General features: G+C 64.6%; 17 protein-coding genes. 5 read left to right on the plus strand and 12 right to left on the minus strand.

Annotated features, from left to right (window positions below; all coding sequences use genetic code 11):
- Nucleotides 1-412: 412 nt before the first annotated feature.
- Nucleotides 413-1,171 (plus strand): sensor domain-containing protein, encoded by a 759-nt coding sequence (locus A5779_RS32535; RefSeq protein WP_064888207.1) that lies wholly within the window; start codon nucleotides 413-415, stop codon nucleotides 1,169-1,171.
- Nucleotides 1,172-1,457: 286 nt separating this feature from the next.
- Here the strand turns inward: A5779_RS32535 and A5779_RS34220 are convergent, their stop codons facing one another.
- Nucleotides 1,458-1,796, minus strand: coding sequence for a hypothetical protein (locus A5779_RS34220; protein WP_165609862.1), 339 nt, complete (start codon nucleotides 1,794-1,796; stop codon nucleotides 1,458-1,460).
- On the opposite strand from A5779_RS34220, the gene A5779_RS34225 reads away from it, so the two are divergent.
- The gene (locus tag A5779_RS34225; protein ID WP_165609863.1) at nucleotides 1,789-2,346 is read left to right on the plus strand and encodes a sensor domain-containing protein; all 558 of its coding nucleotides are present in this window, start codon (nucleotides 1,789-1,791) and stop codon (nucleotides 2,344-2,346) included. The two genes, A5779_RS34220 and A5779_RS34225, sit on opposite strands and share 8 nt — an antisense overlap.
- Before the next feature lie 119 nt (nucleotides 2,347-2,465).
- On the opposite strand, the gene A5779_RS32545 is transcribed toward A5779_RS34225, so the two are convergent.
- The 6 genes from A5779_RS32545 to A5779_RS32570 all read right to left on the minus strand — a co-directional run bounded on the left by A5779_RS32545 (nucleotide 2,466) and on the right by A5779_RS32570 (nucleotide 11,318).
- On the minus strand, nucleotides 2,466-4,268 hold the full coding sequence (locus A5779_RS32545) for an HlyD family secretion protein (RefSeq protein WP_064888210.1): 1,803 nt from the start codon (nucleotides 4,266-4,268) through the stop codon (nucleotides 2,466-2,468).
- 193 nt (nucleotides 4,269-4,461) lie between these two features.
- Nucleotides 4,462-5,400 carry a hypothetical protein gene (locus tag A5779_RS32550; protein ID WP_131811739.1) on the minus strand — a complete coding sequence of 313 codons (939 nt, stop codon included), beginning with the start codon at nucleotides 5,398-5,400 and terminating at the stop codon, nucleotides 4,462-4,464.
- 226 nt (nucleotides 5,401-5,626) lie between these two features.
- On the minus strand, nucleotides 5,627-7,729 hold the full coding sequence (locus A5779_RS34915; protein WP_064888214.1) for a serine/threonine-protein kinase: 2,103 nt from the start codon (nucleotides 7,727-7,729) through the stop codon (nucleotides 5,627-5,629).
- Between the two features lie 9 nt (nucleotides 7,730-7,738).
- Nucleotides 7,739-8,890, minus strand: a complete 1,152-nt coding sequence (locus A5779_RS32560; protein WP_131811740.1) for a DUF7373 family lipoprotein — start codon at nucleotides 8,888-8,890, stop codon at nucleotides 7,739-7,741.
- Nucleotides 8,891-8,937: 47 nt separating this feature from the next.
- Nucleotides 8,938-10,164, minus strand: a complete 1,227-nt coding sequence (locus tag A5779_RS32565; RefSeq protein WP_064888218.1) for a DUF7373 family lipoprotein — start codon at nucleotides 10,162-10,164, stop codon at nucleotides 8,938-8,940.
- Complete coding sequence (locus tag A5779_RS32570; protein ID WP_064888220.1) at nucleotides 10,161-11,318, minus strand: FHA domain-containing protein; 1,158 nt, start codon at nucleotides 11,316-11,318, stop codon at nucleotides 10,161-10,163. The genes A5779_RS32565 and A5779_RS32570 overlap by 4 nt, the downstream gene beginning before the upstream one ends.
- 877 nt (nucleotides 11,319-12,195) lie before the next feature.
- On the opposite strand from A5779_RS32570, the gene A5779_RS32575 reads away from it, so the two are divergent.
- Nucleotides 12,196-12,696 carry a hypothetical protein gene (locus A5779_RS32575; RefSeq protein ID WP_131811741.1) on the plus strand — a complete coding sequence of 167 codons (501 nt, stop codon included), beginning with the start codon at nucleotides 12,196-12,198 and terminating at the stop codon, nucleotides 12,694-12,696.
- Between the two features lie 440 nt (nucleotides 12,697-13,136).
- Here A5779_RS32575 and A5779_RS34750 read toward each other — a convergent pair whose 3' ends face one another.
- On the minus strand, nucleotides 13,137-13,469 hold the full coding sequence (locus A5779_RS34750; RefSeq protein ID WP_236734959.1) for an AAA family ATPase: 333 nt from the start codon (nucleotides 13,467-13,469) through the stop codon (nucleotides 13,137-13,139).
- A gap of 552 nt (nucleotides 13,470-14,021) precedes the next feature.
- On the opposite strand from A5779_RS34750, the gene A5779_RS32585 reads away from it, so the two are divergent.
- Both A5779_RS32585 and A5779_RS33330 read left to right on the plus strand, forming a co-directional pair.
- Nucleotides 14,022-15,110 (plus strand): IS110 family RNA-guided transposase, encoded by a 1,089-nt coding sequence (locus A5779_RS32585; protein WP_110777980.1) that lies wholly within the window; start codon nucleotides 14,022-14,024, stop codon nucleotides 15,108-15,110.
- Between the two features lie 62 nt (nucleotides 15,111-15,172).
- Entirely contained in the window at nucleotides 15,173-16,663 is a 1,491-nt protein-coding gene (locus A5779_RS33330) for a MinD/ParA family ATP-binding protein (protein WP_082941957.1), read from the plus strand.
- Nucleotides 16,664-16,666: 3 nt separating this feature from the next.
- Here the strand turns inward: A5779_RS33330 and A5779_RS32595 are convergent, their stop codons facing one another.
- The 4 genes from A5779_RS32595 to A5779_RS32610 form a co-directional block, all read right to left on the minus strand.
- Nucleotides 16,667-18,439 carry a hypothetical protein gene (locus A5779_RS32595; protein WP_064888225.1) on the minus strand — a complete coding sequence of 591 codons (1,773 nt, stop codon included), beginning with the start codon at nucleotides 18,437-18,439 and terminating at the stop codon, nucleotides 16,667-16,669.
- Entirely contained in the window at nucleotides 18,418-18,747 is a 330-nt protein-coding gene (locus A5779_RS32600; protein WP_236734960.1) for a DUF732 domain-containing protein, read from the minus strand. The genes A5779_RS32595 and A5779_RS32600 overlap by 22 nt, the downstream gene beginning before the upstream one ends.
- A gap of 171 nt (nucleotides 18,748-18,918) precedes the next feature.
- Nucleotides 18,919-19,458 (minus strand): hypothetical protein, encoded by a 540-nt coding sequence (locus A5779_RS32605; RefSeq protein WP_064888226.1) that lies wholly within the window; start codon nucleotides 19,456-19,458, stop codon nucleotides 18,919-18,921.
- 196 nt (nucleotides 19,459-19,654) lie between these two features.
- Complete coding sequence (locus A5779_RS32610) at nucleotides 19,655-19,858, minus strand: hypothetical protein (RefSeq protein WP_064888229.1); 204 nt, start codon at nucleotides 19,856-19,858, stop codon at nucleotides 19,655-19,657.
- Between the last annotated feature and the right edge of the window lie 251 nt (nucleotides 19,859-20,109).

A 20,109-nucleotide genomic window follows, 5' to 3' on the forward strand; every position in this document is an offset into this window, starting at 1 on the left:
TCAGCCTCGATCGGCGGCCCTTGCCTCGGGCAATTCCTTCGCGGATACCTAGGGGTGGCACGTCGGCGCCACCGCCCGTGATTCGATACACACTGTGCAACACCGCCAGCGCAGAACCCGCCGACATTGCATGATGCTCACGTCGGCACCGCGCGCGGCACAGACTTTCAGTCCAGACCGGCAAAGACGAAGGTAACCCGTGACCCACAACAGCGACGGCGAGGAAACCCGGCCATACACCGGCGGGGCTCCGACGCCCGCTCCCAGCACGCCGCCCACCGGGCCTACGGGGCCCTGGACTCCCCCGTTCCCGTCGAGTTGGCAACCCCCATTTGTTGCCCACACCCAAGCACCCAGCCCGGCGCCAGGTTCGGGCCACGGCCGCGGGATCGCGCTGCTCGCTGTCGTCGCCGTGATCGCCCTCGCTGGCGCCGGAATCTGGATATATCGTTCCAAAACGCCTGATACCCAACAGCCTTCGGAATCCGCTGCGGAGACGGCCCAGGCCCCAACTGCCGGCGGCCCATCTTCCACAGCGTCGCCCACGACGACACCCACGTCCGAGGCGGCGGCCGTCCCATCGGCGGCCTCACCCCCCCGCGCGGGCGAGCTTGCCGGCTACCTGCCAGACGCCGAGGCGCTGCAAAAGCTCCTGCTCACTGAGACCCTCACCAGGACTGCAGACGCCGAAACCACGTACACCTCAGTGACTACAGACCGCCCCGACTGCGGCGGTGCACCCAACGTCGCGCTGCCCGGAGCATACGAGCGGTCGGGCTACACCGGCATCCACACGCAGGAATATTTCAGTCAGCCCGCCCCACGCGGCCAAGATAGCGTCACCCAAGCGGTAGTCGCCTTCCCCAGCGAACAGCAGGCGAAAGACTTCGTGTCCAGGGAAGCCAGCCGGTGGGGCAACTGCAAGTACGACCTAGTGACCATCAGCAACAACGGGGAAGATGCCTTTGTTCGTAGAATCTCAAACCCAGCCACCAAGAACGGTGTGCTGACTGTGTCGACGCAGTCGCAGGTTTACCAAGGGCTGGGTTGCCAACGTGGCCTTGGCTCTCGCCACAACATCGTCATCGACGTCCAGGTCTGCAGTCCCGGCGGAAGCGCCCAAGCAGCCGACCTCGTCTCCACTATTGCCAACCGAATTCCCAACAACTAAGGCAGGCTGAGCATCTAATGAGCACATACGACCCCAACCGCGATGCCGACATGACCACTGACTGGCCCGCGAACCGCCCCGTCCCCCCGCCAGTAGACGATGAGGGTGCCACCGCCGTGGTACCCCGCCACACGCCGACCCCCCCGCCGCCCCCCACCAGCCCAGTTCCGCCCCAAACGGGGTACGGCCAACCCGCTACGCCCGGGTGGGCCCCACAGGCAACCCCGCCAGCCGCCGGCGGAGGGTGGCAACCCCCACAACCCCCCGGGCAATACCCGATGCCGGGCTATCCCGCAGGCCCGGGCACCCCGCCGGGCAAGAAGAAGCCCTGGGGCCTCATCGCCGGCGCGGTGGCCGTGGTGGCGATCATTGGCGCCGGCGCAGTGTTCCTCGTGGGCGGGGGCAGCGTCAACTTCGGATCCGACGACAACAAATCCGACACCGCGGCCAGCGAATCCACCAGCTCCGCGGCGCCCTCCACCACCGCAAGCGAGGACTCCGAGGGCTCATCATCGAGCGACTCTTCCTCCAAGGGCTCGTCAGGCTCGGGATCGTCGTCGCCCACGACCTCGTCGGGGCCGGTGGCCGGCGGCTCAGGTTCGGTTGAGCCCAACAGCTTGCCCACCCTGCTCGCTTCAGTCTCCGAGCTCAATGAACGGTTTGAAGCCAGTCTCACCCCCGCCGCAGCCGTGACCAACTCGCCGTTCAGCGGCATGACCGTCATGCCTTCCAACTGTGCCGGAGCCTTGCTGCCTGGAATTGATTACGTCTACAGCACCGCCAACTACACCGGATTTGCCGGCCAGATCCTCACCGACGACGCCTCCGGAACCAAGATCATGCAAGCGGTGATCTCGTTCAACTCCGAAACCGAGGCGACCCGCTTCTACAACGACCAATTCACCGCCTGGAAAGGCTGCAACCGCACCGAAATCACCGCCTCCGGCGGCGGTCAACATCAGACCATCAAGGCCGGGCTCGCCACAGACAGCGAAAACACCGGGACCATGCTGATGTGGCCCGACCTATCCGACAGCGGACGTGGCTGCGAGCGAGGTATGACACCCCGCAACAACGTCATCGTCGACGTGCGCGTCTGCCGCCAGTCCAAGCTCGGCTCCTCGGGCTGGACCCTGGCACGAGACATCGGCAAGAAGATCAACGGCAAGCGCTGATTCCAGCTGCCAAACGGGCCAGCTCAACCGGGGGGTTGAGCTGGCCCGTTCGCATTCAGGCCACGGTGGTTCCACATCCGGACATCGAAGCTACCAAGCCGCCCCGCTGGCTCCCGACATCATGAAAGCACACCAGCACCGCGCAGCATCAACAAAGTGGTCGACGCATCAACCTCATACTGCTCACCGCACCCCTCGCATGTCACCAGCGACGAGGCGAACCGGCCGTCGCCGGGATTCTGATAGCCGCACGCAGCATGAATGCGCGCTATCCCCTTGGGCGACACCGCCTCACATCGCAGGCCGGCACGCCGGGCGGCTGCCTCCACCGCCTCTCTAAAGCGACCAGGTGCCGCCCGATGCCGACGCTCCGCACTGCGCTGCAACGCCACCGGTTCCCCGGGATCAGAATTCGCGACCCGTGCCAGCTCGGACAAATCCATGTCATCGACGACCACCATCCGGGCCTGCCCGATGATGGCCGCCGAGACTTGACGGTAGAGATCGTCGCGGTGGCCCAGCGCACGGCGGCGACCATGCTCCTGTCGGTCCCACAACCGCACATCGACTTTCCGCCATGCTTCCAGCGTGGCACCGATGCCGTCAGGCGCTTCACTATCTCGCCAGGCTTTGGCCACGGCGGCAAACTGTGCCGGAGAACGCCACTGGCGCACCACATCGGCTGTGAGAGCGCGCCCTTGGCTCTGCACCGGGCCATGGGCGTGCAGCCAGGCGGCCAATGCATCCCGCACATGCGGCAGTGATTCTGCGCGCATCGACCCGAGTTGGTCGGTTCGGTCAAGCCGGGCCGTGATCGCCGGCGGCACCACGATATGGCCTGTCGTCGCCCCGGGGTCGGCGATCATCACGGATTCCAATGCCGGCGGAATCTGCAGAGGCGCTGTTGAACGCCACGACGCCACTTGAATGCCCGATTCCGTTTGACGCCAACCTAAATGCACCGCCACAGCCGCCCGATCAGAGGCCAGGGCGTGCTGCTGATCGGTGCGAGCGGTGACCAATACCTGCGCTGTCCGGCGCGCGGCGATGCGCTTGACGCTCAATCTCACGTGCGTGATGTCGGCTTGGGCCGGCAGCCACCGGTGAGCCTGCACAGGAATGTCGACCCACTGTGGTTGCCCTTCGCCGGTGCTGCCCACCCGCATCCTTACACTTACCCGGCCCGCTGCCCGCCGTTCGGCGGGAGCCATCGCCTCCCAGCGTTGCGGCGCAATCCATGGCAGCACTGCGAAATACGAATACCGGCCCTGCGTATTCGCCAATGTCGCTGGCGTGCGGATCGGTGCAGCGTCACGGCGCTGGATCTGCACTGTCAAGGTGCCGGTTCCGTCAAACCGTCTGTGCCGCAATTGAGCTGGGCGGCCCTCGCGCCGCTGCTTGTTGATTCGCTGCACCAGGGCTTTATGCTGGGCGGCGATGTCGTTTACCGTCGCCCAATAGAGCCCTTGACCGGTGTATTTGGTGTACAACGCTTTCTGATCAGCGCGCAGTTGCTTCAAACGGTCGCGCCGACGCTGGGCCGATACGTCGCGCACCGCCGTGATCGCGTCACGACGTGCCTGACGGGCCTCGCTGAGACGATTCTTAGCCGCCCTGAGCTGGGCCTGTATTTCGGGAACCGTTCGGCGGCTGGACCGTTGCACCCGCAGGGCTTTGGCCTGTTCGGTGACGGCGGCGCAGTCCGTCTCGGCCTGCTCGAGTTCGGTCTCAGCGCTGGCCACACCGGGATAGGACGACCACAGGGCCTTCACATCGGCGTCATAGGCCAGGTGCAACGCCACAAACTCTTCGCGGGCCTCGTGAGCGAGTCGCAGTTGGGTCTCAATGATCGGGGGCAACTCCCAGCGGTAGTGCACGCCAAAGGTGTGCACAGTCACCGCACCCGTAGGGATGGAGGTCATGCACACATCCAATCGGTTGCGGCACACCACATCGGAACTACGACGCCGCTCCGCTGGCGAATTCGACGAGCATAGCAGCGCCGGACGCCGCGGCGGCTGGTAGGCATCACAGTTCTGGCGGCGTACGAACCGCTGGCCGCTGCATGCGATGGGGCCAGATGAGCCGGCAATACCCTGGCGCGTTGTCGGTTCATTACCGCCAGCTCCGGCTGTACATGTAGTGACTGAACCCGACAGCCAGCAGCAGATCCGGCACGGGGAACGGCTGCGGCTCAAGGCAGTGCAGGATGAAATCGAATGTCGGTCTTCGGGCGCCCGGGTCGCGCATTACCGGCTCAACCACCGCGATTGTCTGCCCCGTGACGTCATGCACAGGATCCTCGTTGGCGCGTGACCAAAGCCGTTGCCGGACTTGGGTCGAACCCAACAAATGGCCGTGTGACCACATCTCAAGGGGAATCCGCTGTGTTCCGGCGACTCGCCAAAGGGAACTCGATTGTTGGAGCTCGCCCACCACCGTCCCAGACAGGTCGCGGACTTCGATCCGCTGCGTGAGTCCCCCGCGGCGGGTCAAGTACATCACCGGCGTGCCGTCAGGACGACGAACTTCAAAGTGGGCGTCGACCGTTGTATCCCGCCATGCCCCCGGCTCAGGACCACGCGGTGTGATGAAGACCAGTTGCCCGTGCCAGGTCGACTGCACCGAGCACACAATGTCATCGGCGCCGGCAATGCCCCGAAAGTGCAGCAGGGGCTGCCCCAAGGGGTACTCGTGAGGGCGCGGAGGCGGCCGGCCGCCGTGGTCCGGGACCGCAGTGCTCGCAGGTTCCCTCAGTGGCACCCCCGTCTCCCCAAATACCGGCGGCAGGGCCGTCAACCATCGCTGGACCGCAGAGATCTGGGCGTCGATATGCCGTATCTGGTTGGGATCGGCGGCGGTGCGGTGATGAACCAGCAGAGCAAGAACCCGATTGATGCGAGCATGCTCAACCGTGACCTCTCGATAAGGTGCCGAGGCCACCAGCGGCCCGGGCCACCGGGCGGCGAATGCCGCCGATTCCCCCATCAACTCATTGATCTTGCGTTCGCGGCGCTCCCAATCAGTGCGAACCGCGCGGTTCTTGGCGATCATCTGAATCACCCACAACACCACACCGACTACCAGGATGAATACGAAATCGCCTGGGCTGTCCGGCGCAGGCGCCGCGAGCACATCCGCGCGCATTACTCCTCCGGGGGCCTTTCGCCAGGTTAGTGGTCAATGGTGCAGCAGCGCATCCGGGCGTATGCTGGTTTGCTGGCGGTACCGTCGGTTAACCCGAACAAACGACGCCGGCCGGGGCCGCCGACGAACGACATCACGCGGGCAACTGGTCCACCAGTTGGCCTACAAACGATTTATCTAAAAACTGAGTGGCCAGGACTCCCCCCGGATTCTCCAGTGCGGCAATGGTATCCGGGTCATCCACGATGACCATGGCCCCGCGGAACGCGCTGAGTTCTACAGGCAAGCCAGCCGCGCCACCACCGCCTGCGGCCTTATCGGTGCGGATGACCACCAGCACGTTAGAGTCGACAATATAGAGCTTGTTCAGGTTGCCAACCGGGCGCGTGGGGCCCGTATCGTCATCGGATCGGACCATCTTCTGGTCATAGGTCAACCCGATCGAGGTGAGGAAATCGGAGGCGTTGGAAGGCGCCAGAGTCCAGCTCACGCCGCTATCGCTCATATTCAACACCGCCGCAGTCTTGCCCGCAGCTTTGCTGTTTTGGTTACGCAGGTCGTTCTGTTGGGCCACCACCGTTGAGATCAATTGCGTTGCGGCACCATCTTTGCCCATGATCTTGGCGATCCACTTGAGCTGCGATTGCCAATTCCATGGCTGGTCAATGTCAGTGGGCCGAGTAACTGTCGGCGCTATCGCTGTCAGCCGCTGGTATGTCGAATCGTCGACGTCGCCGGTGGCAAGAATCAGGTCGGGTTTGGCCGCCTCGATGGCACTGGTGTCGATGAAATTCATGATCGCCGGGTCGCCGGTGATCTTGTCGCGAATCCACGATGGCACCGTGCCTGACGGCGTGGCCACGGCCACAGGTTGTATTCCCATGGCCAGCAGCGCATCAGCGTCACCTGGCCCCAGGGCCGCCACCGCGTGCGGGCTGGCGGTGATCTCGGTCTTGCCGTGAGCATGCGCGATGGTCTGCGGCGAGTACGGTGCATTATTCGGGTTACTTCGGTACAGCACAAAGAATCCCGCGGCGACGAGGACCACAACAAGGGCGATCGCAGCCGCAGGTATGACGATCCGGCGCTTGCCTGATTTCTTTTCCACCGGAGGCAGCACTGCTGACGGGCGAGGCGGGGCCGGCGGACCGGTGAACTCGCGAGGTTGCGTTTGCGCGTGCGCGCCACTGAATTGTCCGCTGGGGAAGGGAGCCGCAGGCGGGCCCGCCCGGTGGCCGGCCCCGGTCAACGGTGCAGCGCTCCGTGGCCCCGAGGACTGCCACTGCGGCGACCGGCCGGCGGGATGAGTCGCCCCGTCGGGTGCCGCCGGCGGGGACGCGGACCACTCCTGGGTGATGGTGGACCGGGGGATTGCCGTCGTGTTGTCCGCGATAGCGGTGGTTGCCGCTACAGCTAGTTCACGCGCAGTCTGATAGCGCGCATTCGGGTCTTTCGCCATGGCCTTGGCGATCACGTCGTTGAGGCCAGAAGGCAAGTGCGGAGCCAAGTCGGTGACTTTTGGCGGATCCTCGAACACATGCGCGGTCACGATGGCAGGAACCCCACCTCGCCCCGCGAACGGCGTCTTTCCCGTCAACAGCCGAAACAGGCTGCACCCCAAGGAATAGATGTCCGCCCGGTGGTCGAGCTGATCAGAGTTTCCAGTCAGCGCCTCGGGTGCGGCATAGGCGATTGACGCCATCACCGTGCCATCGGTGGTCAGGTGGGCCGTATCGTCCTTGGCGCGTGCGATGCCAAAGTCGGCCAGAAAAACGCGCTCGTCCTCACCCTCGTGGTCGGCTCCGGCGATGAGGAAGTTCGCCGGCTTGATATCGCGGTGCAACACCAGCCGGCGATGCGCGTAATCAAGGGCCTTGGCCACCTCAGTGATCACATGAGCGGCTCGGACCGGAGTCATTCTGCCGTCAATCAATTCACGATCAGCGTCGGTCCCGGCGACGTACTGCATCGCGATCCACAGCTGGCCGCCCTCGGTCTCTCCGCGCGAATAGACGGCGACAATGTTGGGATGGTCGAGCGTAGCGGCCACCGTAGCCTCACGATCAAAGCGGGCCCGGAACTGCGGATCGTTGGAGTACTCGGCACTGAGAACTTTCAGCGCATCGCTGCGCGGCAGCGTCGGGTTGGCGGCTCGATACACGATGCCCATGCCGCCACGGCCCAGAACACCCTGGATCGCGTAGCCGCCGACTTCGTCACCAGGCTTGAATTCCATTGTTGCCTATTACTTTCCGACCAATATCAGGTACTGGGCTGCGAGTTGTTGGGCGGCGTCTTTTTCCTGCTGAGATGCGGTAATCATGACCCACCTGTCTGCCGACGCGGTGCAGATGTATTTCAATGCGCTCTTGTCCGCGAAAAAGCACTTCGCACTGGGCATCCCGGGAACGCTGCCTGCCGGCTTGGCCTCGTCGCTGTAGTCTTTGCCGACCTGGTCTGCAAGTGTGGCGGCCGCGGCGGCATCACGCGCCTGATAGACCCGGTTGCCGCCCGTTCCGATCGACACGGCATCCACGCCCGCGGTCTCGAACCATTGCTGCACACCGGGTTGGAGGAAATGCAGCGCGCCGCTGGCTCCGTACACTCCCATCACGGGGATGAGCTTATTCCCGGTCGGCAGGGTACGAATCCACAAATGCGTTGGGTCGGTATCCATGGTCGCGAACTGGGCGGGATCGGTCGGCTGAAACGAGTCGATCGCCGGCAGCTGTAGGTCGAGGGTCTTGGAGACCAAGGCCTCGGCCCGAGCACCATCGACGGCGACCGCTTCTTGGAACAAGACGAACTGCCCGTGTGCGGTGAAGCTCGACACAACGGTTCGGCCGTCCTTGGCGAGCGCCTTTTTCGCCAACGCCTCGGGATGCCCGGCCACCGGGACCGGATCGGATGAAGCCGCGTCCAGCGGTGGCTCCATCTGTTGGTGCGTGTCAGTGGCCACTGCGGTGGCATCCTGATCGTTGGGGAAACGCATCACCACATTGATCAGTTCGACGCGGCGGGCGATCTCCTGGTCGGGTTCGGCGCGACCGCTGGCGAACCCGTTGACAAAGCCGTGCGAGTTCGCGATGTCTGCCCCGGGCGCACGCAGGACCAGGTTCAGTGCCGGGGACGCGATCGCGGGTCCGATCGTTGTGACCAGTCGTTGGGTCAGAGCGGGGTCGACCTGCCATGGCCCGATGACATGGTCGGCCAATTGGTGTGCATCGGTAATGGCGCCGGCGCGGGCCGATGGCTCAGGTGGCGCCTGTTTGGTGGTCGGATAGTTGCCTGGCTGCAGTAACGCCGTGTTGACCGATTCGGCGGATACGGAAGGGTCTTTGAGCGCCGAGCCCTCGATCACCGTGCTGCAGCCAGATACGCCCATCGCGAGTGCCACGACCCCGCCCAGGACCCCCGGCAGCCGGTGTGCGCCAACCCTGTGAATCATTTGGCGGCCAAAAGCAGATACTGTGCCGCGGCCATGTGATGCACGTCCTGAAGCCGGGGCCCGTAGACCACGAATGTGTGTTGGTCGGACGCACCCGCGCATGCAAATTTGTCGTTGTCGGTCAAGTGATAACAGGTGCTATCAGGCAGATTCGGCACAGCATCGGCCGGAGCGTGCGGTCCAGTTTCAGTTTCTGAGAACCGCGTCGCCAACGCCTTGGCCGCCGCGGCGTCGCGTGTGCGAAACACCGTGCCATCGGCAACGACCTTCAGATCCGCTCCGGCATCGGAATATGCCTTGTGCGCGGCGATTGGATTGGGCTCTTCATGAAGCATCGCCCGCGTGCCCAACGTCGCATTGTTGACGAAGGTCTCCCCTTTCGGCCCCACCGGCAGCGTGCGGGCAAGCAACCCACTGGGGTCCTTGGGAAGGTTGGGCAGATCCGCGGCCGCAGTTGGGGTAAAACCCGCAATCGCGGGGATCTGCAGGTCGAGCGTACGGGCGACCAGAGAAACCGCATCCGCCATGTCCGCGGTGGTTTGTGCGCGCTGGAACAACACGAACGGACCGTGGGCGGTAAATGATTCCACCATGTTCCATGGGCGATCGCCGGTCTCAGGCAGTTCCGCCGTGGACGCCACAGCGAACGCATCGTCGTGGCCTGGGATCGGCACAATCGCCGTCCCCGTAGTGGATTCGTACTGACCAGCCAAATCGAGCAACCGCTGCGGCATATCGTGGGCGGCTGCGCTGGCCGCCTGCGGATCTTGCATCTCCAGCACAACATTGTTGAGCATCCGCTGGTTGTCGAGCTTGCGGTTGGACGCATACCCCGTGACCATCTTGGGCTGGCCGACCTCAGCTGCCCGCTTGTCCATGACCACCTGGAGTCGCTCCGGAAGAATCGGGCTTCCCCCGTAGGCGAAGCCGAGCCCGGCGATCTGGTTGATAGCCTCGTCGACCTCCCAGGGGCCCACCACGGCATCCGCCAGCCGATTGGCCTCCAGAACCGCCGCATGCTGTCGGCCACCCCCGTTGCCCATCGGTGGCAACGGCTTGGTGGGGTAATTCGCCGGATCCAGAGCGCCGGCATCAACGCCGGCAGGGGCGGGCGCGGACTGAGCCGGGCTGGCCTGCGCATCGTCGGCGGCCTCCCGCGTGCAGCCCGTACCCGCGGCAGCGACGGCCATCGCGGTCAGCGCTGCACCCACAAACTTGATCATCCAGCAGTCCTTTTCCCCGTGTCGTTCCCCAGCGCTGCGATAAACCGCTGCAGCGCATCCCAAACTCTCTCGTCCTGCACGGACCCAGCTTCGGCTTGCCTGACCTCTTCAGCGCTCACCCCCGCCGTTACCGCGGCCTCAGCGATGCTCAGTTCGGCGTTGCGCCGGGCCGCGAACACGCGCTGGCCCAGCGTCGCATGAGGCGACTCAGCGGCCTTCAACATCAAGTTGCGGCGCAGACGGCGAATCTCCCCGAGATCTCGAACCATCTCCACCGACGTGCCCGAAGCGCTCACCATCACCGGCTCCAAACGCGCCAATCCCTCAGTGATCTTCTCGACCCGCGCCGGATAGTCCCGGTGCGTCGAGTCCGGCAATGCCGCGATCTGGTTGCGGATACTGTCCATCGCAATCCCGACCGTCTCCGACACCAGCGTGACCTCAACCGTGGCGGTGCCCTCGCCGTCGCGGTCCATGCGCAGCCACTGGGTGGGCTCCTCACTGGCCGGGACGGCCGACGCCACGGGCGCCAATTCAGCGACCGGAGCCGACGTCACTTGCTCGCCGAACGTCCCCATACGCAACTGCTGACGGACACGTCGCCGCAACTGCTCGATATGGCCCTCCGGCCACTGCAGGACTGTCTCCAGCGACCGCTCCGTCTTGGCACGCGGTTGACTGCGGCCTTTCTCCACGCTGATCAGAGCGCCAGCGTTCACCACACCGTCCTCAGCTAGAAAGCGCTGGGTCAGCGCGAGCTCTTTGCGCCGCCGCGCGATCAGCTCACCGATAAACACATTCGCCGGATCCCGAGTCGACAACGACATCGGGATTCCTGCGGTCGGGTGACCCAACATCACGTCAATATCGTGATCGGGTGGCAGTACGAAATCATGCGCCAGCCGCTCATTGCCGATAAACACTCCGTTGCGGCCCGGCGACTGAATAATCCAATGGCCCTCGCCCACCGTCGCCACGATGTGCTCGCGCGAGATCCGATTGTCCTGAATGCGGACCTGCGCATCCACGTTCTCCGCGCGACCCACCACGACCGGCGACTGATCCCCGTTGAACGGCGCCAGATGGTCGGGCCACTTGACAGTTAGCGCGGGTACGCGAGCTCCCCTCTGGACCATCACCTCCGCAGATGCCATTGCCACATCATAAACCGTAGCGGTGCTACGGGTTGCTCGCTACACTTTCTCGGCGCTCGGACTTTTCCAGCGGGCCAGGCCAGCTAACGCTGCGCAAAACTGGTGCGCCAACTGTCCCCAGATAGGACGTAACGTAGCGCCGAGCCCGTTTTGACCATTTGACGTGAGGAACGCTGAGACTATGGCCGCGCAAGATCCGGCTTCGGGGGATGTCTCGATCCCTGCAGACGCCGACCCAGATAAGACCCGCATCGTCACCCCGGGTGACGAACCAGACGCTTCCGCCTCCCGACCCGAGCCCGGGATGGCGACAGAGATTGTTACCTCGGCGCCCTCGGCATTCGACCTCGACAAGACCCAAGTCGTCACGCCACGCGACATTCCCACCTCGGCCCCCGCACCTCAGCCCCAACAAGGTCGCCCGGGCCCAAGTCAGCCAGCACCGCCACCGCGCACCCCCGTCGTGCCACCACCACCCACCGCGCCGGCGGCGATGCCTCGGCATAGGCCCGTACCGGATACCCGCCCGGCCACGCCGCCCGAACAGCAGAATCCTTTCCCCGCGCCGCCGCCCTTCGGGGCGCCGCCACAAGGGCAGCCCACCCACTACGCAGGGCCCACTCCCCCTCCGCCGGTGCCATCTCAGCCGCTCTTCAACCCAGCATCGCAACCGCCGCCGTTCGGAGCCCCCCAGCAGGGGCAGATGCCTCAGTACGGCGCCCCGACTCCTCCCACACCCGGGTTCAACGGGCCACCCGCCGGAGGGCCCCCGGCCGGCGGCGCCCCGGGATACGGGCAGCCGCCCGGGCCCGGCGGGCATCCAAACATGCCGCCCAACCCGCAGCTCCCCTACTCGGCCAACGGTGCCCAGAGCCCCATGGAAGCAGCCAATGCGCTGCTAGCCAAAGGGAATTCGTTCATCACGCAACTCATGTCGCGCGGTATCCGCGGCGAACTGATCCGCCAACCCTGGTTCCAAGGCTTCCGCCAAACCCCTCAGCAATCCGACCAGTTCGTCTACATTTCCTACGCGGTCGGCATCGTCCTCACCCTCGTGCTGGGACTCATGGGACCAATCGGGACCATTCTGGCGTTGGGCGTCGGAATTGGCTTGTGCTACATGTACTTTGCCCTCGGAACTAAGAAGGCCCATCAGGCGATAGCCTATGCCGTATGTGGCGTTGGCGTCGTTCTGTCGATCCTGAGCCTCATTCTGTCGGCCGCAGCACTCATGGACCTGATGTCGCTACGCTACTCGACCGGCAGCGCGATGCTGATGATCATCATTGGTATGGGAGTCACCCTGGTCGCCGGCGTGGTCCTGGCGATCATCGGCCTACAGGTCCACCGTGGCATTCAACGTTTGGATCGCCGCTAACCTCACGAAACCGGGCGCGGGCTTCCCTAAGTGGGTCGGACGGCGTCCCTGATCGCGACAAGCAGGCGCCCCCTGATCTGAGTTCGCAGAACGATGATCAGGGGGCGCTCATTTGTACAGAGCCGGGCGAGTCAGGTCGCTGGGCGGGCCTGGGTCAGGGCACGTCCCATGTCATCGCTATTGACTGTCAGCACCGACGGGTCCGTATGAACGAGACGATCCAGGTCCTCAGGCAACGGCGCAGCCCGATACAAACGCCGCGCTCGCTCGCTCTTGCACGCGCCCACCACCTTTCGTGCATACCGCCCATTGCCGGCCACGTCGAGCATCGTGCCGTCGCCTGAGGGGACCGACAGAAGCTGCGTTGCCTCGGCGCGCAGAGCTTCCCATGCGGCTCCGTCGACGCCCAGCCGCTCCTTCTTGGCGATCGCCTGAGCGATCTACACAACCTCGTCCGGCGCATAGCTGGAGAACGACAGCGTGAACCCGAACCGAGACGCGAAGCCTTCATTAGCCCTGAGGAATCGGCGCATCGGCTGGACATACCCAGCGACGATCTCGACGAACTTGCCCCGGTGATCTTCCATGAATTTCAGCAGGGTGTCGATCGCTTCCTTGCCGAACGAATGCCCTTCGGTTTGTGGCACGAGGGTGTAGGCCTCGTCGATGAACAGCACTCCGCCATGCGCCTCTTCACAGACCTCCCGCATGCGGGTGGCTGTCTGGGACACATAGCCAACCACGATGTCTGACTCACAATCCGACGACGTCATCCAACGACTGGCCGAGAAATGCCAAGGCGAACGGCATTCCGGTGACGATCACGATGGTGTCCACTAGTCAGTCAACTCCTGCATGGGTTTCCGAACAGGCCGGACCAGCCGACCACCGAGGCGGCGAACACCGCATCAACCCAGTCTTGCCGATACTGCAGCGGGGTGCATCGCGGCACACCGTAGGGCAACCAAGACAATTCGGCCGTCAGCGTTGCAACACCGCGCCCCGGCGGTGGCGGCGGCGGTATCGTAGTACGGTCCTGAACGCTCAGGAGGTGTGCTTTCTATGATTCATGCCGCGATCGCGCTGGCCCGTACATTAGCTGCCGCTCCTGGTGCAGTGGGGGAGAAAATTTCCGTTGCCGCAAGGGAATTCTCCCGTTCAGGATGCTCGCCCGCTGGCGCGTCCAGCGGTCTGGTTACCACCCCCTGGTGCCTGGCTCAATCCACGTTGCTGCCGCCTCTCGGGGCTGGCTTACACGCGGCTGCCGGCACCAGGGGCATGAGCCAACGCTGCTCCAAGCAGCGCCTACCGAAAGGACGCCGAAGTTGCCTTATGCGATCGGGGTTGACTGCCACAAGAAGACCCACTGCGCCGTCGCCGTGGACCAAACAGGACGCCAGTTCGGCGAGAAAACTGTGCCCGCCACCGCCGAGGGCCATGAGGCTGTCCTGCGATGGGCACGGCGCAAATTCGTGGGCGGTGAGATCACCTGGGCGCTTGAGGATGCACGCCACGTGTCCGGCGGCTTGGAACGCTTCTTGTTGGAATCCGGAGAGCGATGCGTGAGGGTTCCTACGCGACTCATGGCCCGAACACGCCACGAAACAGCTCGAGAACCGGGTAAGAGCGATCCCGTGGACGCCGTTTCCTGCGCCCGGGCCTATCTGCGCGAACCTAACCTCCCCGTCGCCTGCTACGACGACCAAACACGCGAACTCAAGCTGCTCGTCGACCGCCGCGACACAGTCGTGGAGCAGCGCACCGCCACCTGGAATCGGGTCTTGTGGCGCATCCATGAGCTCGAGCCGTCCAGGGAAGTAGGGCAGTTGGCATTCGCGCGCCACCGCGACCCCGTGCGGGAATGGCTTGTCGGCCAACAAGGTATCGTCGCCGAACTTGCAGTCGTCGAGCTCGATGAGATCGAAAAACTGGGCGCCGAGGCCAACGCCCTCGAACGACGCATCAAAAAGCTCGTCAGCCACCTGGCACCCAACCTGCTCACCCTGCCCGGAGTGGGTCACCTCACCGCGGCCAAGATCCTGGGAGAGACAGTCGTGGTCACACGGTTCCGGGGCAGCGAGGCGGCATTCGCGCGCTTTGCCGGTGTCGCTCCCGCTCCGAGATGGTCAGGAGGGAGCGCCGGGCGTATGCGTCGCACCAAACTGGGAAACAGAAATCTCAACTCGGCATTGCACCGGTGTGCCGTCACGCAGCTTCGACTGGCTGGACCGGGACGCATCTACTACGACAAAAAAGTCAGTGAAGGTCATTCCGGGCCGATGGCGCTGCGATGCCTCAAACGCCGTATCAGCCGCGCGGTATTTACCCGACTCTACGCCGACCAGCGACTACGACAAGTGGCTGCCACCAGGTCGGACGGGGTCTCGGCATTGGCAGGCTCACAGGTCTCGTGACGTTCGGGGCGTCGCGCGTGCAAAGATCGGTCAGTCCGTCCAAAAACGACACTGGGGGTTCAATGTCGGGCGATTACGACCGGCTCTTTCATCCGCCTCAACCGGAAAAGCCTGTTGACGACGCCACCATCAGCGTCGACAGAGACGCCATCATGAGGGCGGCGGCTGCTGCACCGCAACCCATGCCCACCTGGGAGCCACCCCAGGAGGCAGCCCCACCAGCGAGCCCCGAGGGTCATGACCCCGGTTCCGGCCAGCACGCTGCCTGGGACCCAGGACGCGCGACACACACCGGGGCACAGCTTCCCCCGCCGATGGCGCAGCCCCCGGCCAGCGAACCCAACTGGCCGCAGCGCCCGGCGCCAACCCTGCCACAGGCCTTCGCACCTGGTGAGTGGCCCGACCAACCCCCGGCCGCCCTCAGGCACGCCGGGGCGCCAGGACCCTACCCCGGGCACGAAACCGACTTCCGGACCGACGGCGGCGCCACCTGGGGAGCCCCACCTCAGGAGCCGTTCCCACACGGAACGCAGCAGAGCGCCAGCACCAACTCACGCGCGATCGACTCGCTGGCCCACGTCAACGCCCGAGGCGGCACCCCTACACCCTCCCAACGTGGCTGGCGGCACTGGCTCTACACCTGCACCCGCATCAACCTCGGGCCGTCACCCGACGAAATATACGAGACTGAACTGCACAATCGGATCCGCCGCAACACCCGCGACGCCTACCAAATCGGCGTGATCGGACTCAAAGGCGGCGCCGGCAAGACCACGGTGAGCATGACCCTCGGCTCCACCCTGGCAAAAATCCGCGGTGACCGGGTTCTGGCCATCGACGCCGACCCCGACGCCGGCAACCTCGTCGACCGGGGCCACCGACAGTCGGCGGCCACCATCACCGACCTCCTCGCCCAAGAGAACGTGTCCCGCTACAACGAAATCCGCGGCTACACGTCCATGAACGGCTCCAACCTGGAGGTCTTGTCGTCCCAGGACTACAGCAGCGCCCAACGCGAGTTCAACGACGAAGATTGGATCGATGCCACCGCGGTGGTATCCCGGTTCTACAACCTGGTCATCGCCGACACCGGCCGCGGACTGTTCCAGTCCGCCGCACGCGGAGTGCTCGGCAGCATCTCAGGGTTGGTGATCGTGGCCAGCGCCTCGCTCGACGGAGCCCGCCAGGCCGCCGTCACCATGGACTGGCTTCGGCAAAACGGATACCAGGATCTCCTCAGCCGCGCGTGCGTCGTCATCAACCACGTGACACCGAGCAAGCCCAACGTCGATATCGCCGACCTAGAGCAGCAGTTCCAGCGCCACCTGCCCGAAGGGCGGGTAATCGTCCTCCCATGGGACAAGCACGTCGCCCTCGGAACCGAAATCCAGCTCGCCCAGCTCAGCCGAACCTTTCAACGCAGGATCGTCGAGCTCGCCGCGGCGTTATCCGACGACTTCAGCAGTGGCCACCAAGGGCCGGCGCGCCACGCAGTCGCCGAAGCGAATCAACCCAGCGGACAGGCAAGCGGGCCCGTCCGGCCGGGGCAGTAATCGTCAGCTTGAAGCGGCCAGCTCAGCCAGCTCATGATCGCCTCGATCGTGGAGCACCCTCACCACGTCACCGCGTGCAACGCCCAGACTTGCCGCCAACGCCGCGAGCGGACTGCGCACCGACCTTGTGCCCACCAGAGCACGACAACGCTCCACCGCCGAGAGGGAGCCGGCCGCACAACGAACGTCGAGCTGCGATGTCTGCGAGTTGAACGCGAGCACCAAAGTGTCTGACGTGGTGGCACCCACCGATTGGGCGATCGCACGCAAGGTTCCCGCGTAGGGACCCACAATCGACGAGAGGCGCCACACGACATGCACCGGCCCCTGGGCGGTGCTGAACACACGTTCCTGCCCGGGGGACACCCCGATCGCCGCAGCAACCGGCGCCGGGATCGGATTTCTCGATCCCCGCAGCACATCCGCCGAGACTGGCACCCCCAACCGAATCTCGTGGTCGCCGCATCCGAACGCGCCACGCACAGAGTGCAGTGGAGGCAGTGGCGGCCACCCGTCAGCGGCGGTGCGCCGCCGCACCATGCCAGCATCGACCACGAACGCCAATGTGGAGTACAGATGCGTTCTGATGGATGACACGCTGACATCCGGCACCTTCGCAGCCATCTCTGTGACCAGATCCTCAACGCGCATCGCACCGCCGCCAGTGTCGATCCTCGCCGCCAATTCGACTGAGATACCGACGTATTCGTCCAATCCCCAAGTCCTCAAACCCCACATGGTTTTGGACGTCCGCATGAACCGGTCATCAACAGACAACGCATTGCGGACAGTTTTGGCTGTGCGGACCGGACCGATCAGTCCCACAATCTCTTCGGCTGAGCCCGGCCGGCGCAGAACATGCAACGCCGCTGCGACCATGTCGCCGGTCGCATCACCCCACAGCACCCAGCGTTGCCCCAAACGGCGTAGAGCTGGCAGGCGCTCCAGGACATAGCGCTCCGCTCGATCGGCGGTCACAGCAGCAGAAACCGCGGCCGCGAAGATCTCGTGGTCGGTCACCGCGCCCTCGCGCAGCAGAAGCTCGTTGATCGCCGCATCGACAGCGACGCTGCCGCCGGCGGCAGCGTTGTCAAACCATCCCTGCGTCAACACGTATGGGCCGGCCAGATGCAGCAAGACCTGGGCTTCCTGACTGGCCGGATCGAGGCCTAGGTCGAGCAGCTCGTTGACGACATCGGTTTCAGGAGCGGTAACGCCGAGCCGCTGGCGCAACGCTGCGGCGTGCTCGCCGACCTCCGCGTGCGCCGGATCCTCCAGCAGTGCCGCGAAACGTGCGCGTGCCCTTGGCTCGTGGCGCTGCACCCATGCCGTGTAGGTGCCCAGATGCTGTGCCACCAGCGGCCGGGATACCGGCTCGTGCAACCACACCCGCATCCGCAGCATGACCAAGTCGCGTTCGTTCAGCCGAGCCAGCAGTCCCGTCACCGCCGCGGGCGCGCCGACGCGCTCACCCGTCGCCCGGGCACCGGCTACTGCCTCGTGGGCCGCACTGAGCAGGGCACGAACAGTAGTTTCGCCGGCCCCTCGTTCACTGAGCAGTGCACCCACAGTTCGACCGGCAACATCGGACCACGTTCGCAGTTCCGCTGCAAAGGCAGTTGTCGCGCGACGTGGAAGCCGCGCGTAGGGGATGGCCAGGTCGGCAATCTCCTCGATGCTCTCGATCAGATCGTCGACGCGCGCGCCAGCAAGCTCCGATAGCCGGCGCGCGCCCTCGACGCTGTCGAACGTGACTAACCCGGTGCCTGCGTGCACAAGCTGCCTCGCGCCGCGGACAACACGCCCGCAGCCTGCTCCGGGCTAATCCCATAGCTCGCAGACGCTTCGCCGATGACATCAGGGGCATGCTTACCCGTGTACAGACCGCGGCACATCTGACTGCCGACGAGCATGAGCGTGTCGTCATCCGTCGGGAAGCTCGCTCGCGCCGAATTGACGTACCGAATCTGGTCGGAAGTCAGCGGCGTCGGCCAGGCCGCCGCCGTGCCAGCACCAACGCCCAGCAGGGCGCCGGCCGCCGCCGCACTTGCCACCAACCGCGTACCCCACGAACTCATCAACATTGTGTTGCCCCCTTCTTGCGTGACCGCCGACCATCGGCGCGCACAACCCGATCGCAGGTTTGCCTGTCACACCATAAGCCGCCATTGCGTCGCTCACTGACACCAGTTGATCTCCGAGCGAAAGGCACCCCGCAGACCTCCAACGAGACCTTGGCCCGCGCGTAGCCATCCTCACAGCACCTGGGCCTGGCCGACCTCGACCAGCCCCGCCGGCGCCGACGCCATCGGACGACCCTGGCGAAGCTCTGGCGCCGCCGTGCGAAACGTCTGATGCTCGTGGCCCGCCTCGCAGCGTGCGAAGCCTTCTCCGGGTTCGACCAGCACATCTGAAGGAAGTGCGCCGATCAGCGCCCGGATCGCGGTGACATCATCGATCCGATGCACAAGGCGTTGCGGGAATCTGCTGGCCTTCTCAGGCGCGTGCCGATCGAACAGCCACACGAACATCCCCAACGAATCGCCATCGGCGAGAAGGTCTTCCACAAGGGCGTTCCACGGGCCGGCCCGTTTTCCGGAATTCGAGGCCCACACCAGTTTTCCTTCACCCTCGATCACCACGACGATATCCGGCACAACTGGACCCTCGTTGCCGACCTCCTCGCGATACTCCTTGATCGAGGCCACCTGATGCCGGCGACACAGCTCCCGGCGACTCTCCATCGTCTGCTGCTGCTCAATGAAGCGCTGCCCAGCATCGGCATCGTTGGCCACATCGGGGACGACGTAGACGATAGGCGCCCCTCTGTGGGGGGACTTGTGGACGATCTTGGGCGCCGCAAGGCTTGCAGTGGCCACCACAAATGAACGGGAGCATCCTCGCTGTCACAGGCACCCGACACGGCCGCACTCAGCGTGGTGGAACAACCAGATCCGCGCCCACCGACCACCAACGTATGGCAGGCAAGCCTCAGTGCCAGAGGTTCTCCCTCCGATGTTTGGCCGATACCACTTCGGTATCGCGCTTCTGGGCGCCTTCCAAGGCAAATCTTTCCTGCATCGCCGCATGCCCATCGGTGTCAAAATCCCGCAGCGTCCGGAGCTCACCAGAGGGCCGGTGATACTCAAGTAGAAAGTGCCGCATCGTCGCTCCTTGCTGACTGGTTTTGGTCATGTGGCGGGGATGTTCTCAATGGCCGGCTGCCCAACCGGGCGCGCGCCGACCTCACGGTGTATCAGAGATACCGCGATAGCAATACCGATGACCTCCAACGGAATTGCCGCCGAAGCCATTACGACCATCAAAGCCCAGAAGTACTGAGCGCCGCCCGGATCCCCAGCGATCATCTGATTTTGCTCGTGGATTCGGGAGTCATTTGACCATGAATTCGGGAGGCACTGAGGACTTGGGAGGCGGTCTGGTGC

Source organism: Mycolicibacterium peregrinum (assembly GCF_001665625.1).
Taxonomy (GTDB): Bacteria; Actinomycetota; Actinomycetes; order Mycobacteriales; family Mycobacteriaceae; genus Mycobacterium; species Mycobacterium peregrinum_B.